This window comes from Streptomyces sp. NPDC059679 (genome assembly GCF_042734105.1).
In the GTDB taxonomy this organism is placed as follows: Bacteria; Actinomycetota; Actinomycetes; order Streptomycetales; family Streptomycetaceae; genus Streptomyces.
The window spans coordinates 1-22,029 of sequence record NZ_JBHWES010000121.1 but is presented as its reverse complement, the minus strand read 5'-3'; the positions used below and the strand labels follow the sequence as shown (position 1 = coordinate 22,029).

The 22,029-nt window shown below is 70.8% G+C and carries 16 protein-coding genes and 1 pseudogene; 12 read left to right on the top strand and 5 right to left on the bottom strand.

Annotation, left to right across the window (positions count from 1 at the left end; translation table 11 throughout):
• Positions 1–120: 120 nt before the first annotated feature.
• Positions 121–855: a dienelactone hydrolase family protein gene (locus tag ACFV2X_RS53480; RefSeq protein WP_385631111.1), complete on the bottom strand. Its 735-nt coding sequence runs from the start codon at positions 853–855 to the stop codon at positions 121–123.
• Positions 856–967: 112 nt separating this feature from the next.
• Here ACFV2X_RS53480 and ACFV2X_RS53475 point away from each other — a divergent pair, with 112 nt between their 5' ends.
• The 10 genes from ACFV2X_RS53475 to ACFV2X_RS53430 all read left to right on the top strand — a co-directional run bounded on the left by ACFV2X_RS53475 (position 968) and on the right by ACFV2X_RS53430 (position 14,238).
• Entirely contained in the window at positions 968–1,453 is a 486-nt protein-coding gene (locus tag ACFV2X_RS53475; RefSeq protein WP_385631109.1) for a MarR family winged helix-turn-helix transcriptional regulator, read from the top strand.
• A 120-nt stretch (positions 1,454–1,573) separates the two neighbouring features.
• Entirely contained in the window at positions 1,574–2,680 is a 1,107-nt protein-coding gene (locus tag ACFV2X_RS53470) for a LacI family DNA-binding transcriptional regulator (protein ID WP_385631108.1), read from the top strand.
• A 53-nt stretch (positions 2,681–2,733) separates the two neighbouring features.
• Positions 2,734–4,332: an FAD-dependent oxidoreductase gene (locus ACFV2X_RS53465; protein WP_385631106.1), complete on the top strand. Its 1,599-nt coding sequence runs from the start codon at positions 2,734–2,736 to the stop codon at positions 4,330–4,332.
• Between the two features lie 71 nt (positions 4,333–4,403).
• Positions 4,404–6,536 carry a hydantoinase/oxoprolinase family protein gene (locus ACFV2X_RS53460; RefSeq protein WP_385631104.1) on the top strand — a complete coding sequence of 711 codons (2,133 nt, stop codon included), beginning with the start codon at positions 4,404–4,406 and terminating at the stop codon, positions 6,534–6,536.
• Complete coding sequence (locus ACFV2X_RS53455) at positions 6,533–7,162, top strand: hypothetical protein (protein WP_385631102.1); 630 nt, start codon at positions 6,533–6,535, stop codon at positions 7,160–7,162. The genes ACFV2X_RS53460 and ACFV2X_RS53455 overlap by 4 nt, the downstream gene beginning before the upstream one ends.
• Entirely contained in the window at positions 7,150–8,436 is a 1,287-nt protein-coding gene (locus ACFV2X_RS53450; protein ID WP_385631100.1) for a TRAP transporter large permease subunit, read from the top strand. The genes ACFV2X_RS53455 and ACFV2X_RS53450 overlap by 13 nt, the downstream gene beginning before the upstream one ends.
• Positions 8,437–8,476: 40 nt before the next feature.
• Positions 8,477–9,481 (top strand): hypothetical protein, encoded by a 1,005-nt coding sequence (locus tag ACFV2X_RS53445; protein ID WP_385631097.1) that lies wholly within the window; start codon positions 8,477–8,479, stop codon positions 9,479–9,481.
• Between the two features lie 130 nt (positions 9,482–9,611).
• On the top strand, positions 9,612–10,409 hold the full coding sequence (locus tag ACFV2X_RS53440; RefSeq protein ID WP_385631094.1) for a thymidylate synthase: 798 nt from the start codon (positions 9,612–9,614) through the stop codon (positions 10,407–10,409).
• A gap of 55 nt (positions 10,410–10,464) precedes the next feature.
• Complete coding sequence (locus tag ACFV2X_RS53435) at positions 10,465–10,797, top strand: trypco2 family protein (protein ID WP_385631091.1); 333 nt, start codon at positions 10,465–10,467, stop codon at positions 10,795–10,797.
• Between the two features lie 96 nt (positions 10,798–10,893).
• A complete protein-coding gene (locus ACFV2X_RS53430) occupies positions 10,894–14,238 on the top strand; it encodes an ATP-binding protein (protein ID WP_385631088.1) in 3,345 nt (1,114 codons plus the stop codon).
• A 351-nt stretch (positions 14,239–14,589) separates the two neighbouring features.
• On the opposite strand, the gene ACFV2X_RS53425 is transcribed toward ACFV2X_RS53430, so the two are convergent.
• Positions 14,590–14,766 carry a hypothetical protein gene (locus ACFV2X_RS53425; RefSeq protein ID WP_385631084.1) on the bottom strand — a complete coding sequence of 59 codons (177 nt, stop codon included), beginning with the start codon at positions 14,764–14,766 and terminating at the stop codon, positions 14,590–14,592.
• Between the two features lie 322 nt (positions 14,767–15,088).
• Between ACFV2X_RS53425 and ACFV2X_RS53420 the strand changes: the two genes are divergently transcribed.
• A complete protein-coding gene (locus tag ACFV2X_RS53420; protein ID WP_385631081.1) occupies positions 15,089–16,441 on the top strand; it encodes a PP2C family protein-serine/threonine phosphatase in 1,353 nt (450 codons plus the stop codon).
• A 17-nt stretch (positions 16,442–16,458) separates the two neighbouring features.
• Here the strand turns inward: ACFV2X_RS53420 and ACFV2X_RS53415 are convergent, their stop codons facing one another.
• Positions 16,459–17,079 (bottom strand): L-threonylcarbamoyladenylate synthase, encoded by a 621-nt coding sequence (locus ACFV2X_RS53415; RefSeq protein WP_385631078.1) that lies wholly within the window; start codon positions 17,077–17,079, stop codon positions 16,459–16,461.
• 860 nt (positions 17,080–17,939) lie between these two features.
• On the opposite strand from ACFV2X_RS53415, the gene ACFV2X_RS53410 reads away from it, so the two are divergent.
• The gene (locus ACFV2X_RS53410) at positions 17,940–18,893 is read left to right on the top strand and encodes a trimeric intracellular cation channel family protein (RefSeq protein ID WP_385631076.1); all 954 of its coding nucleotides are present in this window, start codon (positions 17,940–17,942) and stop codon (positions 18,891–18,893) included.
• 26 nt (positions 18,894–18,919) lie between these two features.
• Here ACFV2X_RS53410 and ACFV2X_RS53405 read toward each other — a convergent pair whose 3' ends face one another.
• The gene (locus ACFV2X_RS53405; RefSeq protein WP_385631073.1) at positions 18,920–20,233 is read right to left on the bottom strand and encodes an RICIN domain-containing protein; all 1,314 of its coding nucleotides are present in this window, start codon (positions 20,231–20,233) and stop codon (positions 18,920–18,922) included.
• A 21-nt stretch (positions 20,234–20,254) separates the two neighbouring features.
• Positions 20,255–22,029 (bottom strand): annotated as a pseudogene (locus ACFV2X_RS53400) (hypothetical protein); the annotation flags it as partial.

The following is a 22,029-nucleotide window of genomic DNA, read 5'->3' as shown; positions in this document are numbered from 1 at the left end:
CCTCCCCGGGTCTTCTGTGTGGGTCGGTTTTTTTTATAAAACCACACCCCCAGTCGGCCCGGGCCCCCGGGGCGGGGGGCCCGGCCACGACGTCAGCTGTCCGGCTTCCGAACCGGAGCGTCAGCCGTTGGCCAGGGTGCGGTCCAGGAGGGGGAGCAGGCGGTCCCAGTGGCACTGCAGCCCGGAGGCGCTGAAAGCGTCGGTGTCGGACATGGTGAAGCCGTGGACGGTGCCGGGGTAGATCTCGGAGGTGTAGCTGACCCCCGCGGCATCCAGGGCCTGGTTGAGCTCGCCGAGGGCTTCGGGTGTCATGTCGCCTTCGGCGTGGCCGAGGTGAACCTGGGCGGTGAGCCTGGAGAAGAGTTCGGGCCCGTCGGCGCCCACGGGACCGTGGAATGCGGCGACGGCGGCCACCCGGCCGGGGTGGGCCGCGGCGGTGCGCATCGCCAGGAGGCCGCCTATGCAGTAGCCGGTCACCGCGACCGGTCCGGCGCCGACCTCGGGCTGGGTGGTGAGAAAGCTGAGACAGGCGTCGGCGTCACTCAGGACACGTTCGGCGGTGTGCGCCTCGATCAAGGGCATCAGCTGGGCGAAGAGCGCGGGCCGGACCTCTTCTCCGATGTGCTCGGGAAGTTCGATCACCGGTGCCGGACCGTTCCGGTAGAAGAAGTTCGGGACGAGCACGTAGTAGCCGTGTCCGGCCAGTTCGCGGGCCATCTCCCGCAGCACGGGCCGGATGCCGAAGCCGTCCGCGTACATCAGCACCCCAGGGTGCCGCCCGCCGCCGTCGGGGAAAGCGGCGAAGGCGTCGGCCTGACCGTCAGGGGTGGGAATCTGCAGTGTCTTGGTGGGAATGACAGATCTTCCTTCCGAGAGTTCGCACGACTAGCGTTAGTGAAACTAACGATGTCGGCGCGAGCGAACGTACATCGTTAGTCGGACCAGCGCAATCGATAGGATCGGCGCCATGACCAGAGCCGAAGCCCCGGACGTGCCCGGCGACGGCGCGCCCAGGACGGCGCCCGACAGACTGCGTCGACGGGCGAGCCGCCTGCTGTCGCAGCTGTCCACGCGCTCGGACCGCCTGATCAACGAAGGGCTGGCCCAGGCCGACGCCCGTAAGTGGCACTACGCCGTGCTCGCCTCGCTGCAGGATCACGGGCCCGGCAGCCAGGCGACGCTGAGCAGGCGCACCGGCATCTACCGCAGCGACATGGTCGGCGTACTCAACGAACTGGCCGAACGTCACCTCGTCGAGCGGGCCCCGGACCCCGACGACCAGCGCCGCAACATCATCACGATCTCCGCCCAGGGCCGCCGCCGGCTACGCCGCCTCGACAAGGTCCTGGACGACCTCCACGACGAACTGCTCGCGCCGCTGAGTCCGGCCGAACGTGACCAGTTCGTCGAGTTGCTCACCCGCTTGCTGGACCACCACACCCGGACCTCCTGACTTCGCGCGGCGGCATCCGCCATGTCCTGACTCTTGACGGGCAGTGGGGGTCACGCCAGAGTGCATTCATGCGCATTACTAATGCGCATTAACGGATCGGTGAGCGAAGGGACGCCAGGAGTGGATCAGCCGAAGAAGCGGGCGAAACCGGGACGGAACCCGGCGTCCGCGAGCCGTACCTCACGGCCGCGGCAGGCCGAGGTGGCCAGGCTCGCCGGGGTGTCCCAGGCGACGGTGTCATTGGTCCTGTCGGCGCGCGGCGACGGCAGAGCGGCGGCGATCTCCGAGGAGACACGGCAGCGCGTCCTCGACGCGGCCCGCAGTCTCGGCTACGTGCCGGACCCGGCGGCCCGGAGGCTGGCGGCGGCCCGCAACAACCTGCTCGGCGTCTTCAGCTTCACCGCCACTTTCCCAACCGACGTACAGCACTCGTACTACCCGTTCCTGGTAGGCGTGGAGCAGGAAGCGGCAGCCCAGGGCTACGACTTGGTGCTGTTCACGGGGTCGAGTACCGGTGGCGCGAGCGCCGTCGGACCGGAGGCGCTGAGCCGGGTGCGGCTGGCCGACGGGTGCCTGTTCCTCGGCCGGCACGTACCGCGTGCCGAACTGAAGCGGCTCGTCGCCGACGGGTTTCCGGTGGTGCATCTGGGCCGTCGCGAGGAGTTGGAGGGGCTGGCCTGGGTCGGCGCCGACTATGTCAGCGCCAGCCGTGAAGTCGTGTGCCATCTGGTCGAGTTGGGGCATCGACGGATCGTGCTCGTACGGGAGGACGACGACGCGCCCCCGTCCACGGACCGGCAGCGGGGCTTCCTCGACGGCCTGGCGACGGCGGGCATCGCGGGCGGGCCCGGTGCGGTGCTGCGCTGCGCCGATCCCATGCGTGAGCTGACGGCACAGCGGGTGCGGTCCCTGGTCGCGGACGGGGTGACCGCGTTCGTGGCCGAGGAGACGGACACGGGGGCTGCGTGGCGGGCGCTGATCACCGCCGTCCGGGAGGCCGGACTCAGCTGCCCGGGCGACGTCTCGCTGGGGCTGCTCGGGAGCCCGCCCGCCGATCTCGCCGCCCGGCCCGTGCCGATGGGGTTCGACATACCCCGGCACCGGCTCGGCGCCGCGGCCGTCCGGCTGCTCGCCGCGCTCGTGGCAGGCGAGGAGGCGCGGGAGCCGTTGGTGGCCTGCGAGTTCCGTGCCGGCGAGACGGCGGGACCATCCATCCAGCCACCGTAGCGACCGACTCCAGGGCAGCGGAACGAAGTTCAGGCGCGAGCACAAGGAGCACTGTGGTACCTCAGCCAGACATCCTGATCGTCGGTGGCGGCCTGGGCGGGGTCGCCGCCGCGCTCGCCGCCTGCCGGGCGGGCCGGCACGTCGTGCTGACCGAGGAGACCGACTGGATCGGTGGACAGCTGACGGCGCAGGCGGTGCCGCCGGACGAGCACCCGTGGGTGGAGCGGTTCGGCACGACGGCGACGTACCGAGCCTTACGAGAAGGCATCCGGGCCTACTACCGGCAGTGGTATCCGCTGCGGGGCGAAGCGCTCGGGCTCACCGAGCTCAACCCGGGCGCCGGGCGGGTCAGCAAACTGTGCCATGAGCCGCGCGTCGCGCTCGCGGTCCTGGAGGCGATGCTCGCACCCCACCGGGCGTCCGGGCTGCTGACCGTGCTGACCGAGCACCGGGCGGTCTCCGCCGAGCACGACAACGATGCCATCACGGCCGTCACCGTACGGGATCTGCGCGGCGGCACCCTGTGCACCTTCGCCGCGCCCTACGTCATCGACGCCACCGAGACCGGTGAGCTGCTCGAGTTGGCCGGTGTGGAGCATGCGAACGGGGCCGAGGGGCATGCCGAGTTCGAAGAGCCGCACGCCCCCGCCCAGGCGGAGCCCGGCAACCAGCAGGGCATCACGGTGTGCTTCGCGCTCTCGCACCACGAGGGCGAGGACCACACGACCGACCGGCCCGAGGACTACGACTTCTGGCGCGCGTACCGCCCCGACTTCTGGCCGGGGCCGCTGCTCGGGTTCCAGGCTCCCGACCCGCGCACCCTGGAGCCTGTCCCCCGCTCGTTCATACCCAACCCCGAGCTGGATCCGCTGGCCGTCAGCGCAGACCAGAGCGCGGACGCCGGGGACAAGGAGCTGTGGGGTTTCCGCCGGATCCTGGCCCGCAAGTTGCACCGGCCCGGAGCCTTCGACTCGGACATCACGCTGGTCAACTGGCCGCTGAACGACTACTGGCTGAAGCCCTACATCGGCCGGCAGGCCGAGGCGCTGCGCGAGGCACGGCAGTTGTCGCTGTCCGTCCTGTACTGGCTGCAGACCGAGGCGCCGCGGGCGGACGGCGGCACCGGGTTCCCCGGGCTGCGCATCCGCCCCGATGTGACGGGCACGGCGGACGGACTCGCCAAGGCGGCGTACGTACGCGAGTCGCGGCGCATCAAGGCGGTGACCACCGTCGTCGAGCAGGACGTCGCCATCGACATCGTGGGACCGTACGGCACCAAGCACTACCGGGACTCGGTCGGCGTCGGGGGCTACCGCATCGATCTGCACCCCTCGACCGGCGGCGACACCTACATCGACATCGGATCGGTGCCGTTCGAGATCCCGCTGGGGGCACTGGTGCCGCGCCGGGTGCGGAACCTGCTGCCCGCCGGCAAGAACATCGGCACGACGCACATCACCAACGGCTGCTACCGCCTGCACCCCGTGGAGTGGAACGTCGGCGAGGTCGCGGGCGCGCTTGCCGCACATTGCCTTGCCGAGGACGTGGAGCCGCACCAGGTGCAGGCGGAGGACAAGCGGTTCGAGGTGTTCGGCCGGGTGCTGGACCGGGCGGGCGTGCAAAGGCGCTGGCCCGACGTTCGCGGTTACTGACCGGCCCTCTTCAGCGACACCGGCCCCCTTCAGCACCCATACGTACGTCAACGCACAAGGAGGTGCCTGACATGCCCCCTGACCGTCGCGTCCGCGTCGGAATCGACGTGGGCGGCACGTTCACGGACGCAGTGGCCGTCGATGCCGCAACACTCGAACTGGTGGGCCAGGTGAAAGTGCCCACCAGCCACCACCATGAGGACGGTGTCGCGCACGGCATCGTCCAGGCGCTCGACCGTCTCCTCGAACAGGTCGGGCGCACCCCGGCCGAGGTCACGTTCCTGGCGCATGGCACGACCCAGGCCACGAACGCGCTCCTGGAAGGCGATGTGGCGACGGTCGGACTCATCGGGATCGGCACGGGCGCGGGTGCCGTGTTCACCCGGCGCCTCGCCACGTTCGGAAAGCTCGAACTCGCCCCGGGCAAGCGGCTTCCGCTGGTGTACGCGCATGTGGCGGACCCGTTCGACAGCGATGCGGTACGGGCCGCCGTGACCCGCGTACAGGAGGACGGCGCTGAAGTCCTCGTCGCCACTGAGCCGTTCGGGGTGGACCGGCCCGAAGGGGAGCAGGCCGTGCTCGACGCGGCGCGGCCCAGGGGTCTGCCGGTCGCCGCGGCACACGAGATCACCTCGCTGTACGGGCTGCACAAGCGGACCCGTACCGCCGTGGTGAACGCGGCGATCCTGCCGCGCATGCTGGCCACGGCCGATCTCGTCGACTCCTCCATCACCAAGGCCGGGGTCACGGCACCACTGATGGTGATGCGGTGCGACGGCGGTGTCATGTCGCTGGACGAGATGCGGCGCCGCCCGCTGCTGACGGTCCTGTCGGGGCCGGCGGCGGGTGTGGCGGGCGCGCTGATGCAGGAGCGGATCAGCGAGGGAGTGTTCCTGGAGACGGGTGGCACGTCGACGGACATCAGCGTGGTGCGACGCGGCAAGGTGGCCGTGCGGCACGCGACGATCCTCGGTAAGGCGTCGTATCTCAACGCCCTGGATGTGCGCACCGTCGGCGTCGGTGGCGGGTCCATGGTGCGTGTCTCCGGCGGGAAGGTCACGGGCGTCGGTCCACGCAGCGCGCATATCGCCGGGCTTCGCTACGCCTGTTTCGCCTCGCTCGACGAGCTGCGGGACGCGAAGGTCACCACGGTGCGGCCGATGGACGGCGACCCCGACGACTATCTGGTCCTGGACGCGGCGGGCGGCCGGTTCGCCGTGACGATGACATGCGCGGCGAACGCGCTGGGCCGGGTCCCCGAGGGCGACTTCGCGCGCTGCGAACCGGAGGTGGCACGGGCGGCGCTCGCCGAGCCGGCCGCCATGCTCGGCATGGACGTGGCGGGCGCGGCGCGGGCCGTGCTGGACGCGGGGACCGCTCAGGTGCGGACGGTCGTGGACGCGATGATCCGCGACTACCGGCTCGACCGGGAGACCGCCGTCCTGGTGGGCGGGGGCGGCGGAGCGGCGGCGGTGACCCCGCACCTGGCCCGGGCCGCCGGTCTGGAGGGACGCATCGCCCGGCACAACGAGGTCATCAGCCCGATCGGGGTGGCGCTCGCGCTGCTCCGCGAACAGGTCGAGCGGATCATCCCCGGCGCCACCCAGGAACAGATCCTCGCCGTGCGCGCCGAGGCCGAGCACGCGGTCGTCGCCCAGGGCGCCGCGGCCGACGGCGTCGAGGTCGAGGTGACGGTCGACCCGCAGACCAGCACCGTACGGGCCGTCGCCACCGGCGCGACCGAACTGCGCACACAGGACCGGGCGCACCGCGCCGATGACGCCGAGCGGCTGCGCGTGGCCGCTGCCAGCCTCAAGGCGCAGGAGATACGGGTGAAGATCCTGGCCGGCACGGACGCGTACACGGTGTACGGCACGGAGGTGCGACGTCGGCTGCGCGCACTGCGACGGCCGGTGCGGGTCGTGGACGCGGACGGGGTGGTGCGGCTCGGGGTGTCCGACGCGCGGGTGGAGACGACGACCGTGGGCGCGGCCGGCGAGACGCTTGCCTCGCTGGTGCGGGACGCCACCTCGTACGGCGACGGCGGGGTGCGGGCGCCCGCGGTGCGCCTGCTGGTGGGCGGGCGGATTGCGGATCTGTCCGGGGTGCTCGAACCCGGGGCGCTGCTCGCGCTGGCCCGCAGCGAGTTGCGTGCGCGCGCGGCCGACGAGCCGGTGGTCGCGGTCGTGGAGTCCCGCGCATGAGTGGCAACAACGACCACGACCGCGATCTGGGCCTCAATCACGACGTGGACCTCGACCACGACCTGGACCTCGCCGTGCGGCTTCTCGCGGGGACGCCCACGCACGAGGGTCGCGATCCCCTGCTCCTGCGCCGATGGGCGGAGGCGGCCGAGGAGTTCGGACGCCGGATGACCCCCGATCCGGCGCCGGTCCGAGTGGTCGAGCGGGACGGCGGGCTCGCCGCCGGGCTGCTGGCCCGGTACCGGTCGCGGCCGCCGGTGGTCGAGGTGTACGTCGACACCCTCGACCGCGCCGAAAGGCTCGTCGTGCAGCGCGGCTGGCGGCACTGGTTCCCCGCGGGGTCGGTGCTGGCCGCGGCCCTCGCCCACGAGCAGGCGCACGCCTGGCTCCATCAGGCGCACGTCCGGGCCGAGTTCAAGCGGGCGCTCGGCCACACCGCGCTGCGGCTCGGGCGGCGCCGACTTTACGCGCATGTCGCGGGCGCCGACGAACTCGCCGCGCACGCCTACGCCCGCGCCGCCTGCGGCCTGGGCCGCAGCCCCCTGCTGCTCACTGAGGCGCTGGCCGCCGCATGTTTCGAAAACCAGAGGTGTCCGAAAGCGAGAAGTGATCAATGGGTGTCGTGATTCTGCTCCTCATGGCGGCGGGTGTCGCCGCCATGCTCACCCGCAGGCTGCCCACCGCGTTCGCGCTGGTGCTGCTCGCCGTGGCGATCGCCTTCGCCGCGGGCGCGCCGCTGACCGGAAAGAACAGCGTGCTCGACACGGTGCTCCAGGAGGGCGCGCCCGCGCTGGCCGCCACGGTGATCGCGATCCTGCTCGGTTCGTGGCTCGGCAAGCTCCTGGAGGAGACCGGCATCGCGGCCACCCTGGTCCGCAAGATCGTCGAATTCGGCGGCGACCGGCCGGTGTTCGTGGCGCTCGGCGTCCTCGCGGTGTCGGCCCTCGTCGGCACGGTGACGGGCTCCGCGCCCGCGGCGATGCTCGCCGGGCTCATCGGGATCCCGGCCATGATCGCGGTGGGCATCCCGAAGGTGACGGCCGCCGGCACGATCCTCATGGGCATCGCGGTGGGTATCCCGTTCGAGCTGCCGGTGTGGCAGTTCTTCTCCACGGCGCTGGAACTGCCCGTGGACACCGTGCGCGGCTTCATGCTGAAGCTGTTCCCGTTCGCGCTGGTGGCGGCGGTCGCGTACGTCCTGGTGGAGTCGCGGCGGCGGGGCGTGGAGCACACGTGGTCGCTCGCCTCGGTGCGGGGAGAGTCGAAGCCACGCAGCCGCCGCCAGCTGCTCGGGGACGCCCCGTGGTACGCGCTCCTCACGCCGGTGGTGCCGCTCGTCCTGGCCCTCGGCTTCGAACTGGCCATCATCCCCTCACTGCTGGCAGGGGTGCTGTACGCGCTGGTGACGACCACGCCACCGCGCGAGATGAACCGCCGCCTGCTGCGCACTCTGTACGGTGGCTTCGAGGTGGCGGCGGCTCCGATCACACTCTTCGTGGCGATCGGCATCCTGCTCGCCGCAGTGAAGCTGCCCGGCGCCGTCGACGCGCTGGAGCCGCTGGTCAAGGCGGTCAGCCCGCAGAACGCGGTGCTGTTCGTCCTGGTCTTCACGCTCCTGGTGCCGCTGTGTCTGTACCGCGGCCCGCTGAATGTCTTCGGCCTCGGGGCCGGCATCGCGGGTGTCCTCATCGCCACCGGTATCTACCCGGCCACCGCCGTCCTCGGCATGGCCACCTCGTACAACCAGGTCTTCGGCGTCGCCGACCCGACCAGCACCCAGACGGTGTGGAGCGCCCAGTACGCGGGCGTCTCACCGCAGCAGGTGATGGTGCGGACACTGCCGTACGTATGGGCCGTGGCGCTCGGTGGCCTGTGCGTCACCGCCGCGACCCAGCTGTGACGCCCTTCCGACAACAAACGACTTCAGGAGCGAGCCGACCATGCAAGAGCCACAGTCCGGCCCGGACCGTCGTATGTTCCTCCGTGCGACCGCCGCCACTGGCACCGCGCTCACCCTCGGCAGCCTGTCGACGCAGTCCGCGTCGGCCGCGCCCGGGGGCTTCCCCGACTACACCTACGTACGGACGCTGCTGACCCCGTCGCAGCTGAAGTACAACCCGACGGGCGAGATCATCTTCCCGACCGTACGCGGTGTCTACGACAAGCTGGCCAACCCCCTGGGCCGTTACTATCTGTACTACGCGCCCCACGACGCGCCCGGCGGCATCTGCCTCGCCTACGGGAACTCGCTGGAGGGCCCGTTCACCGAGTACCCGGCGAATCCGATCGTGTCGAACAAGTGGGACCCGCACTACTCGGTCAGCCATGTCTCCTCGCCGCATGTGCTGTGGAAGGAGGACATCAAGGAGTTCTGGCTGTACTTCCACGGCGAGAACACCACGACACGGCTCGCCCGCTCGAAGGACGGGATCCACTTCACCTACGACAAGGTGGTCCTGAACACGTCCATGATGCCCGCCGGCACCACCGAGACGTCGTACGCCAGGGTCTTCCAGTACGACCTGCCCGCTCGCGACGCCCGCTACGTGATGCTGTTCATGACCAACAACACCACCAACCACCGGGACATCGGCTGGGGCTGGTCCGCGGATGGCCGCAACTGGACCTTCGCCCAGACGCCGCTGGTGCGCCACTCGGACGTCGGCGCGATCAACGTCGGCGGCCCCCACCTGCTCACGCGCAACGGCTCCGCGTACGTGGTCTACAACAAGGACAAAACGAGCGGCGGCGACATCATGATCACCGAAGTGGGCAAGGACTTCTCGCTCCGCAAGCACCTCGGCGTCTTCTACAACTCCCGCTCATCGGCACCCGAGAACGGCCGGGCCGCGGCCCCCTCCTTCGGCACGGACGGCGGAGTGCCGTACATGATCTACGAGGCGGGGGAACGGCTCAAGGGCGCGATCGCGGTGGCACGGGGATAGGACGCACCCACCTCATGGCTGTGCGCTGTCCCACCGGGTCCACCGGGTCCACCGGGTCCACCGGACAGCGCACAGCCTCGACGGCGATCCGTGCGTCATCCCGGCTGTCCGGAACGTAGACTCGACGGCCGTGGCGGACACCCAGTACGAAGACCTGTTGCGGCTGGTGCTCACCTCCGGGACGGCCAAAGCCGACCGGACGGGCACCGGCACCCGAAGTGTCTTCGGGCACCAACTGCGCTATGACCTCTCGCGGGGGTTCCCGCTGATCACCACCAAAAAGGTGCACCTCAGATCCATCGTGTATGAACTGCTGTGGTTCCTGCGAGGCGACTCGAACGTCGGCTGGCTACAGGAACACGGCATCACCATCTGGGACGAATGGGCCGACGCGAACGGAGAGCTCGGCCCGGTCTACGGCGTACAGTGGCGCTCTTGGCCCGCCCCGGACGGCAGGCACATCGACCAGATCAGCGAAGTCCTCGACACTCTGCGCCGGGACCCGGACTCCCGCCGGATGATCGTCTCCACCTGGAACGTCGCCGAACTGGCCAACATGGCTCTCGCGCCGTGTCACGCCCTGTTCCAGTTCTACGTCGCCGACGGCAAGCTCTCCTGCCAGCTGTACCAGCGCAGCGCGGACCTGTTCCTCGGCGTCCCGTTCAACATCGCCGGCTATGCCCTGCTGACGCACATGGTGGCGCAGCAGGTCGGCCTCGAACCGGGTGACTTCATCTGGACCGGTGGCGACTGCCACATCTACGACAATCATGTCGAGCAGGTGACCGAGCAGCTCTCGCGCACCCCGTTCGACTTCCCCGGGCTGCGTCTGCGTCAAGCCGACTCGCTCTTCGCATACGCCTACGCCGATGTGGAAGTGCTCGACTACCGACACCACCCGGCCATCAAAGCCCCGGTCGCGGTGTGAACGTCGGGCTGGTCCGGGCAGCCTGTCGATGTGGCACACGGAGGAGAGGCGGGTCATGGCTGAGGAGATCGGGATCGCGGAGGCCATCGAGCATCTGCGGGCGGAGCTGGCCGCGGCCGCGGCAGCCGACGGGGAAGGCCCACGGTTCGAGGTCGGACCGGTCGAACTGGAATTCTCCGTGGAGATGCGCAGGGAGGGCCGGGGCAGGACAGGAATCACCGCGTGGGTGGTCTCCGCGGGGGCGGAAGCGACCACGGCGAAGGCATCGGTGCACCGGATGAAGCTGGTGCTGACACCGCACGAGGATCCGTCCGGTCGGCCCTACCACGTGGGCACCGACCGGCCCGACGCGCAGCAGGAGCGACTGGGCTCGCAGTTCGACCGCTGATGTCCGGGGCCGTCGGCCGTCCAGGGCCGTCCGGAGCAGTCCGGAGCTCGGATGGAGTGTGTCCCACCCGACGCAGGCAGAAGGAGAAGGTGGGGGATGAACGAGGCGAGAGTTGTGGTCGTCCGTTCCGGCGGCACACAGGGATCGGGTTATGTGCTCGCCCGCCGTCTGGTGATCACGGCGGCCCATGTCATCCAGGCGGCCGGGCAGCCATCGGTGCAAATGCCCGGACGTCCGGGACGGGTGAACTGCAGGGCAGTGTGGAGCCGCTACGAAGACGGGCCGCGCGGGGTCTGGGACGCGGCCCTGCTGCTGGCCGAGGAGGATCTGCTGACGGATCCGGTGCTGCCCGTGCGATGGGGCCGGTTGGTGACCGTCCGGCCCGTCCCGGCGCAGGCCCTCGGTTACCCGGTGGTGGCCCGTACACCCGATCAGGCGGTGTCCGTGGAGCAGCGGGCAGGGGAGGTGCAGCCGGTCAGCGGCGCGGACCGGGACCGTTACGTGCTGTCCGGCCCGGCCGGCGCGGACGCGCGCGGCGGTGATTCGCCGTGGGGCGGGATGTCGGGAGCCGCCCTCTGGAGTGGCAGTGATCCACGTATGCCACCCCTGCTGACCGGGGTGGTCGTGGGGGATCCGCCCGGCTGGACCCACACCCATCTGGAGGCCGTCCCGGCCTATGTGCTGGCCGGAGATCCGGAGTTCCGCGCACTGGTGGAAGAGCACACCGGCCGCCCGGTGCTGTTGGAGCCGGCCGACCTCCAGCACGTCACCGACGCCGTCCCGCGTGCGCCCCGTTCGCCGGCCGATCTGCTCCGCCCCGAGCAGGCGGTGGTGTCCTTCCAGGGGCGCGGGGAGTTGCTGCGGGACCTGATCGCCTGGTGCCGGCCGGACGCCGGGCCCGGCGCCGACGAGCCCGACTCCACCCGGGCCGACTCCACCGGGGCCGACGCCACCGGGGCCGGGCTCCCGCTCTGGGGTGACGGCATGGTGCAGGCGAGGTTGCTGACGGGACCGGGAGGAGCGGGCAAGACCCGTCTGGCCACGGAGCTGGCCGCCTGGCTGGCACGACATGGCTGGACGACGATCCGCCTGACCGCCGATCCCGACGTCACCCTCCACGGGCTCTCCGGCGTCCGCCGTCGACTGCTGGTGATCGTCGACTACGCCGAGACCCGCACGGCACAGTTAACCGCCCTGCTCCAAGTGCTGGACCACGAGCAGGCGTCGACGCCCGTACGCGTGCTGGCACTGGCGCGCACGGCCGGTGACTGGTGGACCCGCGCGAGCGAGCACCGTGGGGCCCACGTCCTGGCCACGGCCCGGGTCCAGGGCGTGCCACCGCTGCACCACACCGTCCGGGACCGTTCGGAGGCGTACCGGCAGGCCCTGCGCGATCTCGCACCGGGCCTGCGCGATCTCGCCGCGCGCCGGACCGCCCCACGCATCGACTGGGACGCCCTCGCCGAGCGGCTCATCGACGAGGCGGCGCTCCCTCCGCTGGGCTCCGCCCAGTACGACCAGCCGCTCTCGGTGCAGATGGCCGCCCTGACCGCCCTGCTGGACGCCACCGGCACCACGGACCCGCCAGAGCAGCCGCACTCGCTGGAGGGAAAGCTGCTGGGACACGAACGCCGCTACTGGGACGAGACGGCCGCCGAGCGCGGGCTGACCGGGGAGCGCATCACCTCCGAGACCCGGAGACTGGCCGTGGCGCTCGCCTGCCTCGTCCCGGCGGCCGATCGCTCCCAGGCGCGGGATCTGCTCGCCCGCATCCCCGGCCTGGGCGGTGAGGACGCCGGCGGCCTGCGCGGCGTCCTGACCACCTGGCTCACCGATCTCTACTCGGCCACCGGCGGATCGTCGTGGGGCAACCTGCAGCCGGACCGCATCGCGGAGCACCACCTCGCCGGCGAAGTGGAACGCGAACCGGAGCTGTTCACCCGCACCCTCACCGCCCTGCGGGAAGCACAGGCCACCCACGCCCTGACCGTCCTCACCCGGGCCGCCGAGCGCCCCCACCACGGGGACACCATCGCGTCCGTCCTGCGGGACGCCCTCACCGGTGCCCCGGACACCCTGGGCGTCGCCGCCGTGACCGCCGCGCTCCGGACAGCGCATCCCCGGCCCCTGATCGACGCCCTCATCCACCTCACCACCACGGCCGAGGACATCGGTCTGATACGACGGCTCATCGACCAGGCCAGAGGCGTCAGCCTCCCGCTGAACGACTGGCTCGCGACCGCGACCACCACACTGGTCCAACGCCTGGACCGTCCCGGAGGAGACCGTGCCGCCCTGGCCGACGCGCTGAACTCCCAGTCCCGGTGCCTGGCCACGCTGGGACAGCCGCAGGCTGCCCTCAAGGCCGCCACCCGCGCCATCACGATCTACAAGAGCCTGCCCAAGAGCCGGTCGGACCCCCATCTCATAAGCCTCGCCGTCGCCCTGGAAGGCCGTGCCACCCTGCTGACCGATCTGGGACGCCACAGCACAGCGCGCGAGGAGATCGACCACGCCATCCGCACCTTCCTGAAGGCGACCGAGATCCACCCGACAGCCTCCTTGGTGGGGCTGGCCGGCGCCTGGAACAACAAGGCCCGCATCCTCTCCGGGCTGGGGCGCCTGCACGAGGCCCTGGAAGCCGCCGATCACTCCGTCGAGATCCGTACCGAACTGGCGGACGCGCTGCCGGACGAGTTCCGCTCCGAGCTGGCCATCTCCTTGCTGCACCAGGCCAACTGCAGATGGAGCCTGGGGCGCAGGACCGCGGCTCTGCAGGCCGTCACCCGCGCCGTGGACATCTACCGGGAACTGGCCGACAACCGGCCGCACTCCCATCTCTCCGCCCTCGCCGGCGCCCTGAACAACCAGGCCGGAATCCTGAGCGAACTGGGTCGGTACGAAGCCGCCCTCGAGGCAGCCACCGAATCCGTCGCCCTCTTCGGTGAGCTTGTCGAGAGCCACCCGGAAGCCGCACGTCCCAGCCTGGCCAACAGCCTCAACACACAGGCCGGCTGCCTGCGCGAACTCGGGCGGCAGGAAGACTCGCTCCAAGCCGTCAGCCGCGCCCTCACCATCTTCCAGGAGCTGGCCGAGACGCTGCCGGACAGCCACCGCGCCGACCTCGCCGCCGGCTTCAACAACCAGTCCACCTGCCTGGTCGAACTGGGGCGGCACGAAGAGGCCCTGGCGGCGGTCAACCAGGCCGTCGACATCCGCGAGGAACTGGCCCGTGCCAAGCCGGACGCCTTTCTGCCCGACCTGGCCAACTCCCTGCACAATCAAGCAAGCTGCCTGGCCGAGCTGGGCAGAACGAAAGAGGCCACCGAGGCGGCTGCACGAGCGGTCCGGCTCCGTAAGCAGCTGGCCGAAGCACACCCCAGCCGTTTCACGCCGGACTATGAGAGATCACGACTCCTGTACGAGTCGCTGAAAGGCTGAAGGCTGTCCGCGGACAATCGGCATTGTCCGCTGTGCGCCCCTCCCCTGACCTGCGATGTGGCCACGCAGGCCGGGTGGCCAATCCCTCCGGGGCGCACAGTGGTGCCCAAGAGTGACAGGGTTGTCGGAGCGGCGATTCCGGGGGGGGCGGAATGTGGCTGAACGTGTCGAACGAGGAACTGCCCACGGAGGAGCAGTTACCCTTCTGGGCCGAATTGGTCTCCCGTGAGCTGGCACCACTCACCCTCAGCAGCGCGAACCCCGCAGGGGGCTTCCCCGCGTGGGCCTCGGTGCTGGGCCTCGGCTCCGTACGGGTGGCCGCGTTCAACAGCCCGCCCGCGTATCTGCCGATCAGGCGCGATGGCGCTCGACCTGGCGGGCGCCTGCCTGGCCCAGCACCTCGGAGCCTACGACGACCTTCCGGCCGAGACCCGCCAGCAGGCCATGCTCGCACGCGTCAACGCCTTCATCGACCACAACCTCGATGATCCCAACCTGGGACCGGCGGACATCGCGGCACACCACCACATCTCCGTGCGCTCCCTGCACACCCGTGGGGATTCGTACGCCCGGCGGACTTCACCGCGCGTTCCACGCCGCGTACGGCGTGACACCCAGAGCTCCGGCAGACCGCACTGTCACGACGGTGTGCGACATGCCGCTTTCGGTGTAATGGGTCGGTTGGGCTGTTTGGTCGCGTCACCCTGTGAGGGTTGATCACGGCCGTGTCAGCAGACGGTGGGTGCGTGCCGGAGCCGGTGAAGGGCGTTGGGGGCGAGGGAGGGCCGCCGGCACCTTGAGGGAACGGTGCCGCGGGCCAAGCGGCCGGGTGAGGAGGCTGAGGTCGACCATGGCAGGTGCAGGGGAGGAACCTGAACAGCCGTGCGTTCCTGACTTCGAGCCGCGGCTGGATGGCCAGCTGGAGCAGATCGCCGCACAGCTGCGGGAACTGGCCACGGCCAAGGATCGGCTGCAGGGCCTGCTGGAAGCGGTGCTGGCCATCAGCCAGGAGACGGATCTGTACGCGGTGCTGCACCGCGTCGTCACCACCGCCATGGACCTGGTCGGCGCCCGCTACGGAGCGCTGGGGGTGCTGGACGAGTCCGGTGAACAACTGGGCCAGTTCATCACGGCGGGCCTGTCGGCCTCCGAACGCGCCGACCTGGCCGACATCGAGTTTCCCCACGGACGCGGCGTTCTCGGACATCTGATCCGCAACCCCGAGCCGCTGCTCGTCGACGACATCCCTTCCCACCCGGCCTCCGCCGGGTTCCCGCCCGGCCATCCCCGCCTGCGCACCTTGCTCGGCGTCGCCATCAGCGTCCGCGGCCAGATCTACGGCGACATCTACCTGTCCGAACGCCGTGACGGGCAGCCCTTCGACCACGACGACGAGGACATCGTCGTCGCCCTGGCCGGCGCCGCCGGCATCACCATCGAGAACGTCCGCCTCTTCGAACACCTCCGCGACAGCGCCGAACACTTCCAGCGCCTCCTGCTGCCCACCCTGCCCGACCTGCACCCCTTCACCGGCGCCGCCACCTACCGGCCCGCCCCCACCCCCGGCCCCCTCGGCGGGGACTGGTACGACGCCCTCTGGCTGCCCGACAACACCTGCGCCGTCGTCATCGGCGACGTCGTCGGCCACGACCTGCGCGCGGCCGCCGCCATGGCCCAGGCGCGCAGCATGCTGCGCGCCCTGCTCTACGACCGCCTCACCCCGCCCAGCTCCGTCCTGCACCAGCTCGACCGCACCCTGCACGCCATCACCGACCTGCCCGTCACCACCGCCTGCCTGGCCCGCATCGAACCCGTGGACGGCGGCTGGAGGCTGCACTGGAGCAGCGCCGGCCACCTCCCCCCACTGCTGATCAGCCCTGACAGGCAGGCGGAGTACCTCCACGCCGAGCCCGGCCTGCCACTTGCCGTGAACACCGCACATCACCGCCCCGACCACACCCACCCCCTGCCGCCGGGCGCCACCGTGGTCTTCTACACCGACGGGCTCATCGAAGACCCCGCCCGCACCGTCGACGAGGGCCTGGCCGACCTTGCCCACCTCGCCACCGCCCACGCCGATCTGTCACTGCAGGACTTCGTGGACACCCTGGCCGACCACCACCCCAGCGACGGCCACGACGACATGGCCATCTTCGCCCTCCGTACACCGGACACCGCGCCCCGCACAACCGACTCCGAGTAGGCCAGGCGTCGCCGCGGCTACTCGAACCGCGCCGTGTCGCCCGCCCCTCGGCGCACGATCTCGGCTTCGCCGCTGGAGAAGTCGATGACCGTGGTCGGCTCGGTGCCGCAGTCTCCCGAGTCGACCACGGCGTCGACCACGTGGTCGAGCCGGTCCTTGATCTCCCAGCCCTGCGTCATCGGCTCGTCCTCGCCGGGCAGGAGCAACGTACTGGACAGCAGTGGCTCACCGAGGTCGGCGAGCAAGGCCTGGGCAACGACATGGTCGGGGATCCGGACGCCAACCGTCTTTTTCTTCGGGTGCGGCAACTGGCGCGGTACCTCCTTCGTCGCGGGGAGGATGAAGGTGTAGCTGCCGGGCGTCGCCGCTTTGATCGCGCGGAACACGTCTTTGTCGATGTGCACGAACTGACCCAGTTGCGCGAAGTTCTGACACACCAAGGTGAAATGGTGACGGTCGTCGAGGTTCCGGATCGACCGGATCCGGCCGATGCCCTCACGATTGCCCATCAGGCATCCCAGCGCGAAACAGGAGTCCGTCGGATACGCGACGAGCGCACCGGAACGGATCCTGTCAGCCACATTGCCGATGGTGCGCGCTTGAGGATTCTCAGGATGCACGTCGAAATACTTCGCCATCCGCCGAGCCTACGTCACAGAGTGGCGGCGTCCAGGACGAGGCGGTAGCGGACGTCGGCCGCGTCCAGGCGCTTGAAGGCGGTGTCCATCTGGTCGGCGGTGATGATCTCGGTCTCGGCCGTGATGTTGTTCGCGGCGCGGAACAGAATTCCGGTCGAGATGATCAGGTCGAAGGCGCCGCTTGGTGCGTCCGCGACGGTGGAGTAGGCGGTAGCGCCGCAGTGCCGAGAACATGGTGATCCCCGCGCACATCAGCGGCGCCGCCGCGGCCATGTCCAGGCCCGGTGGGAGGCGGTGGACGACGTCCTGATCGACAACGATTCGCTCGCTGAACCCGCCCCGCGCAGTACTGTTCCCGGTCCGCCCAGCAGTTCGCGCAGCTTCCGCACCATCCGAGCAGCTTCCCGACCGCGACCCGGTCGCCGACGGCGTGGGGGGTCGAGAATCCCCAGTCGTCGCGGGCCATGTGCACATCGGAGTGGCAGCCTGCACCTGGCCAAGTCCACCGCCGAACTCGCCGCATCGGACCCCGAGGTCGCATCGCGCGCCGAGCGCATGTACGGCACCTACGAGGAAATCCTTCTGACCCGTCTGACACAGGCCCAGCACGCCGGCGACATCGACACACATCACAACTCGCGCGCTTGCCGCGCTGCTGCTGATCACCGTGCGCGGCATGGACGGCCTCAGCCAGGCCGGCCGTGGCCCCGAGTTCATACGCCAGGTCGCCGACCACTCCGTTGCGTTTCCAGCAGGCCAGGAAGACAAGAAATCTGCAACACAGCCTTCGTATCATCGTTCGCCTGTCCAACCGCCTTCAGCGGCGTACAAGCTGACTATCTCCTGGGGAGCCCTGACCGATGCCGATCGCGGAACTGAGCGGCGCTGTCCAGTACGTGATGGACCTCCTGGGCATCTTCGCCTTCGCCCTCTCAGGGGCGTTCCTCGCGGTGCGCAAGGACTTCGACATCTTCGGGACGGTGATCCTCAGCGAGGCGGCGGGCCTCGGCGGCGGCGTCTTCCGTGACCTGGTGCTCGGGGTCGCCCCCGTCGCCTTCACCGATCTCGGCTATTTCTTCGCGCCCTGTGTCGCAGCGGTGATCGTGTACTTCGGGCACCGGCTGCGCCATGACGACAAAGTGGACGAGGCCAGGCTGTTCGACGTCTCCGACGCGGCGGCGCTCGGACTCTTCAGCGTCACCGGCACGACCAAGGCGCTCACGCACGGCTTCAACATCCCCGCCGCGGTCACGCTCGGCTGCGCCAGCGCCGTCGGCGGTGGCGTGCTGGCCCAGCTCCTCGCCCTCGAACAGCCGACGCTGCTCCGCTGGAACCGCGATCTGTACGCGCTGCCCGCCCTCGCCGGCGCGACCCTGGCCGCTCTGCTGTACAAGACCGAAGTGCTGAACGCCGCCACCGCCATCGGGACCTCGCTGTTCGCCTTCGGACTACGGCTCCTCGCCCTGCGCTACAACTGGCGAACCCCGCGCTCGCACTTCTGGCGCAACCCGTTCGCAGGCATGCGGCAACAGCCGACGACGGCGAACCCGGCTCCGGACTCCGCAGCGGCACCGTCCATGGATGCCGATACGGTCAGACTGCACTCCCGCAAAGGCGATACGAGCACGCAACCCCTCTCAGCAACCGAAACGGTCAGACTGCCGCACATCGATGCGGAGCCGCCCACCCGTCCCGGGGACCGTGTCCTGCCCCTGGCCGAGGCCCCGCGCCCCGCCCCGGACCCACGGCTCGTCCTCCGTCGGTCCTCGCAACAAGACCAGAAGGAACGGGGCCGGCCCCCACAGGGCCAGTAGACCGTGTGGGGGCCGCAGCCGGACCGTTATGACTCGCCCTTGGACATCAGCCGCCACTCGTGGTCGTCGGTGGTAGAGCACTTGTAGATGCCCAGACGTGCGTCGTTGCCGGCGAAGTCGGGCTTCTCACCCCACACTTCCAGGCACCGCTGATCGCTGGCGTAGTTGTGGATCCAGAACGTCCGGTTGCCGCCCAGGTTCTCGACCCACCACAGCTGGTTGTCCTGGAGCGTGAGGTTGCAGTGGGTCTGGTTGAGCCCGGTCCTGTCCGGCTGGCCGCCACGGCCGGGCAGATCCAGGCACAGGCCGCTCTTCCTGTTCTTGATCACGACGAGATTGCGGCCGTCGGGTCCCTTGTTCTTCTGTGCCAGGACGAAGTCCCAGACCTGGTTGTCCGCGTCCCAGTCGGCAAGGCAGTCGTGCTGCAGGGCCGGGCCGTCGAGCTTGCCCTTGCCCATGCCGGGCAGGTCCGCGCACCGGCCGGTCGAAACGTTCTTGAGCTGGAAGTTCGTACGCTGGTCCGGGGCGATCACATAGGACTTTCCGGCCGGCACCACCTTCTTTGCCCGAGGCTTCGGCTGCTCGCTGCTCGGCTCGGGATCGGGCTGGGACTTCGGCTGCTCGCTGCTCGGCTCGGACCGGGGCATGGCCGGCGGTGAAGGGGACTCGCTCTTCTTGGTGGGGGACGGGGCGGGCGACTGGGCGGTGTATGTACCGGGGCCCTTCTCCTCGGCCTTCGGGACAGTCATGCCCGAGGTGGGCTCGGGCGCCGCCTCGGTCTTGTCATCGTCGTCATCGGCTCCGAAGGCCAGGAACGGCAGGGTTATCAGCAGCGCGCCCGCGATGGCGGCGGCGGCGAGCAGCGCCTTGGTGGGACGGCCCGAGGGGGGCTCGTCCTCCTCGCCGACCCCGGTGTCGGCGCCCGGGGGGTAATCGCCCTCGGCCGACGCCATGCCGTCGGCGGATCCGTGGCCGTCCGCGTGGCCGTCGGCCTCGGCGGGCGGTACGTCCGGGGCGGCCGGAGTGTCCGGCACCCCGGCCGCGGACGCCGCCGTAGCCCCAGCGGACGCCGCTGTGGCCCCGGACGCGCCCGGCGTCGCGGACTCAACAGACTCAACGGACTCACCAGCCGACGCGGACTCCTTCAGCGAGACCTTCGGCTGCTCGGCGGTGTCCGTTTCGGCCGCGGCGCCCGCGGCACCGGCAGCGCCGGTCTCCGTACGCTCCGCACCCAGCGGTGCCAACGCGGAGGGATCCGGCGTAACGGCGGTGCCCGGCAGGGTGACGGCGCGGCGCACCGCGGGCCCCTTGGGGTTCGTTGGTTCCTGACTTGGCATCATGTCTCCTTGTATCCGTTCGTGTTATCCATGCGTGGCAGCCGGCCGGTGGCGGCGCAGGGCCTCGTCCAGCCGGTCGAGTGCGGCGCGGTCGTGGTCATCGAGCCGCGTGTCCTGCGGTACCGCCCCGGCGGCGGACGGGGCGGACGCGGTGGCGGGTACTTCTCGCAGCAGCACCAACGAGGCGCCGTCGGTGTAGCGGACATCGAGCACCCGGAGCAGCGTCCCGGGGGCGAAGACGACCTCGTCCCCGCCGGATGCGGCGCCGGGGCGGCCGGTCAGCTGGCGCGTGCGGCGCCCGGTGACCGACCAGATGGCGTACTGCGCACCGACGGGGCGCGGCGCCCCGGCCGTCAGCGGCAGCGCACACACCGGCGCCGGGTCGCGCAGCAGGGTTCCGGGGACCAGCCCGCCGTCCGTCTCGTGGGTACGGCTGAACGCCAGGCCCCGGAACGACGGCAGGCGCCGCAGCGCGGAGGCCACACAGGCGGCGTACGGCAGCAGCCGCTCGTCGCCCGTACGCATGCCGCGGGCGAGCGCGGCATGGCTCAGCGGCGCCGCCGGGGTGTCCGGGACATCGGGGGCGTCGGGGCCGTACGAGGTGTCCAGGTACACGTGGAGCGCGATCAGGTCGATGCGCGCCGCCTCCTGTTCCGGCCCGCGCAGCGCGGGCATCCGGGTGAGGGCTCGGGTGACCGCGGCGCTGTGCCGCTCCCACACCGCGTCCGCGAGCGCCCGGAAGGCGGTCCGCTCGGCCTCCGTACTGACATGCCCCGGCAGGAACGGAACCGGCGGCAACGGCCGGAGGGGCGCGGACGGCATACGAGCGGCCGGAGTCGTGGGTCGGGACGCCGTGGCCGACTGGGGCGCCTGCGTGGACTGCGACACCGTGGTGGACGGTGGGGCCGCCGGGGGTACGGGGGGTGCTGGTGGCTCAGTAGCCGGACTCTGGTCGGGCGTCCGGGGGGCGGAGTGCTCCGACGGCCGGGGTGCGGCCGGGGCGGCCAGGGCGGCCGGAGCGGCGGGGGTTGCCGCGGTCGCCCGGCCGTCCCGGGCGGACCGGCCGTTCGCCGGGGGTTCGGGCCGCTCGAGGTCTCGTACGCGGCCGGAGCCCGGCGGCTTGCTCAGGCCCGGGCCCCCCGTTCGCGGCCTGGAGGGCTCCGGGGATCCTGCCCCTGCCCCGGATGTGGCGGACACGGCAGGCTCGCCGGGCGCGACAGAGGTGTCGCGCGCGGTCGCGGCCGGGGCCGCGCTGACCATCGACGGTCGCGTCGCTGGGAGCACGGGACGCGGGTCCTCTGTGGCTTCCGGCCTCTTGGCTTTCGGCGGCGCTGCTTCCGGAGGCGTGACTTCTTCCGGGAGCGTTCCCCGGGACATCGGATCGCGCTCGTGGTCCGGCTCAGGCTCCGCCTCCACGGCCGGGGCGGACTCGACCGGGGCCGGGCGGCGCGCCTCTGGCCTGGCGGGCGCGAGGCCCGCCCCGAAGCGGAGCGTGCGCAGGCCGTGTTCCGCGGCTGTGCGGCGCAGTTCGCGGCCACCGTCCGCGCACGTGCCGAGCACGAACAGCCTGGCCCGGCCGCACACGTCGGCGCCGAGTCCGCCGAGCAGCCTGCCGAGCACGGGGTACAGCGTCGCGTCGATCGGGCGCCCGGGATGGCCCAGTTCGATCGCCGGTCCTTCGGGGTCCACCGCGCGGGTGGTGGTCGGTGGCGGTTCGCTCTCGGTGTCGGTGATCCACAGGCCCGCCCGGGTGACCGTGACCCGCCACTGGTCGGAGAGGCGTATGGCGCCGTGTTCCG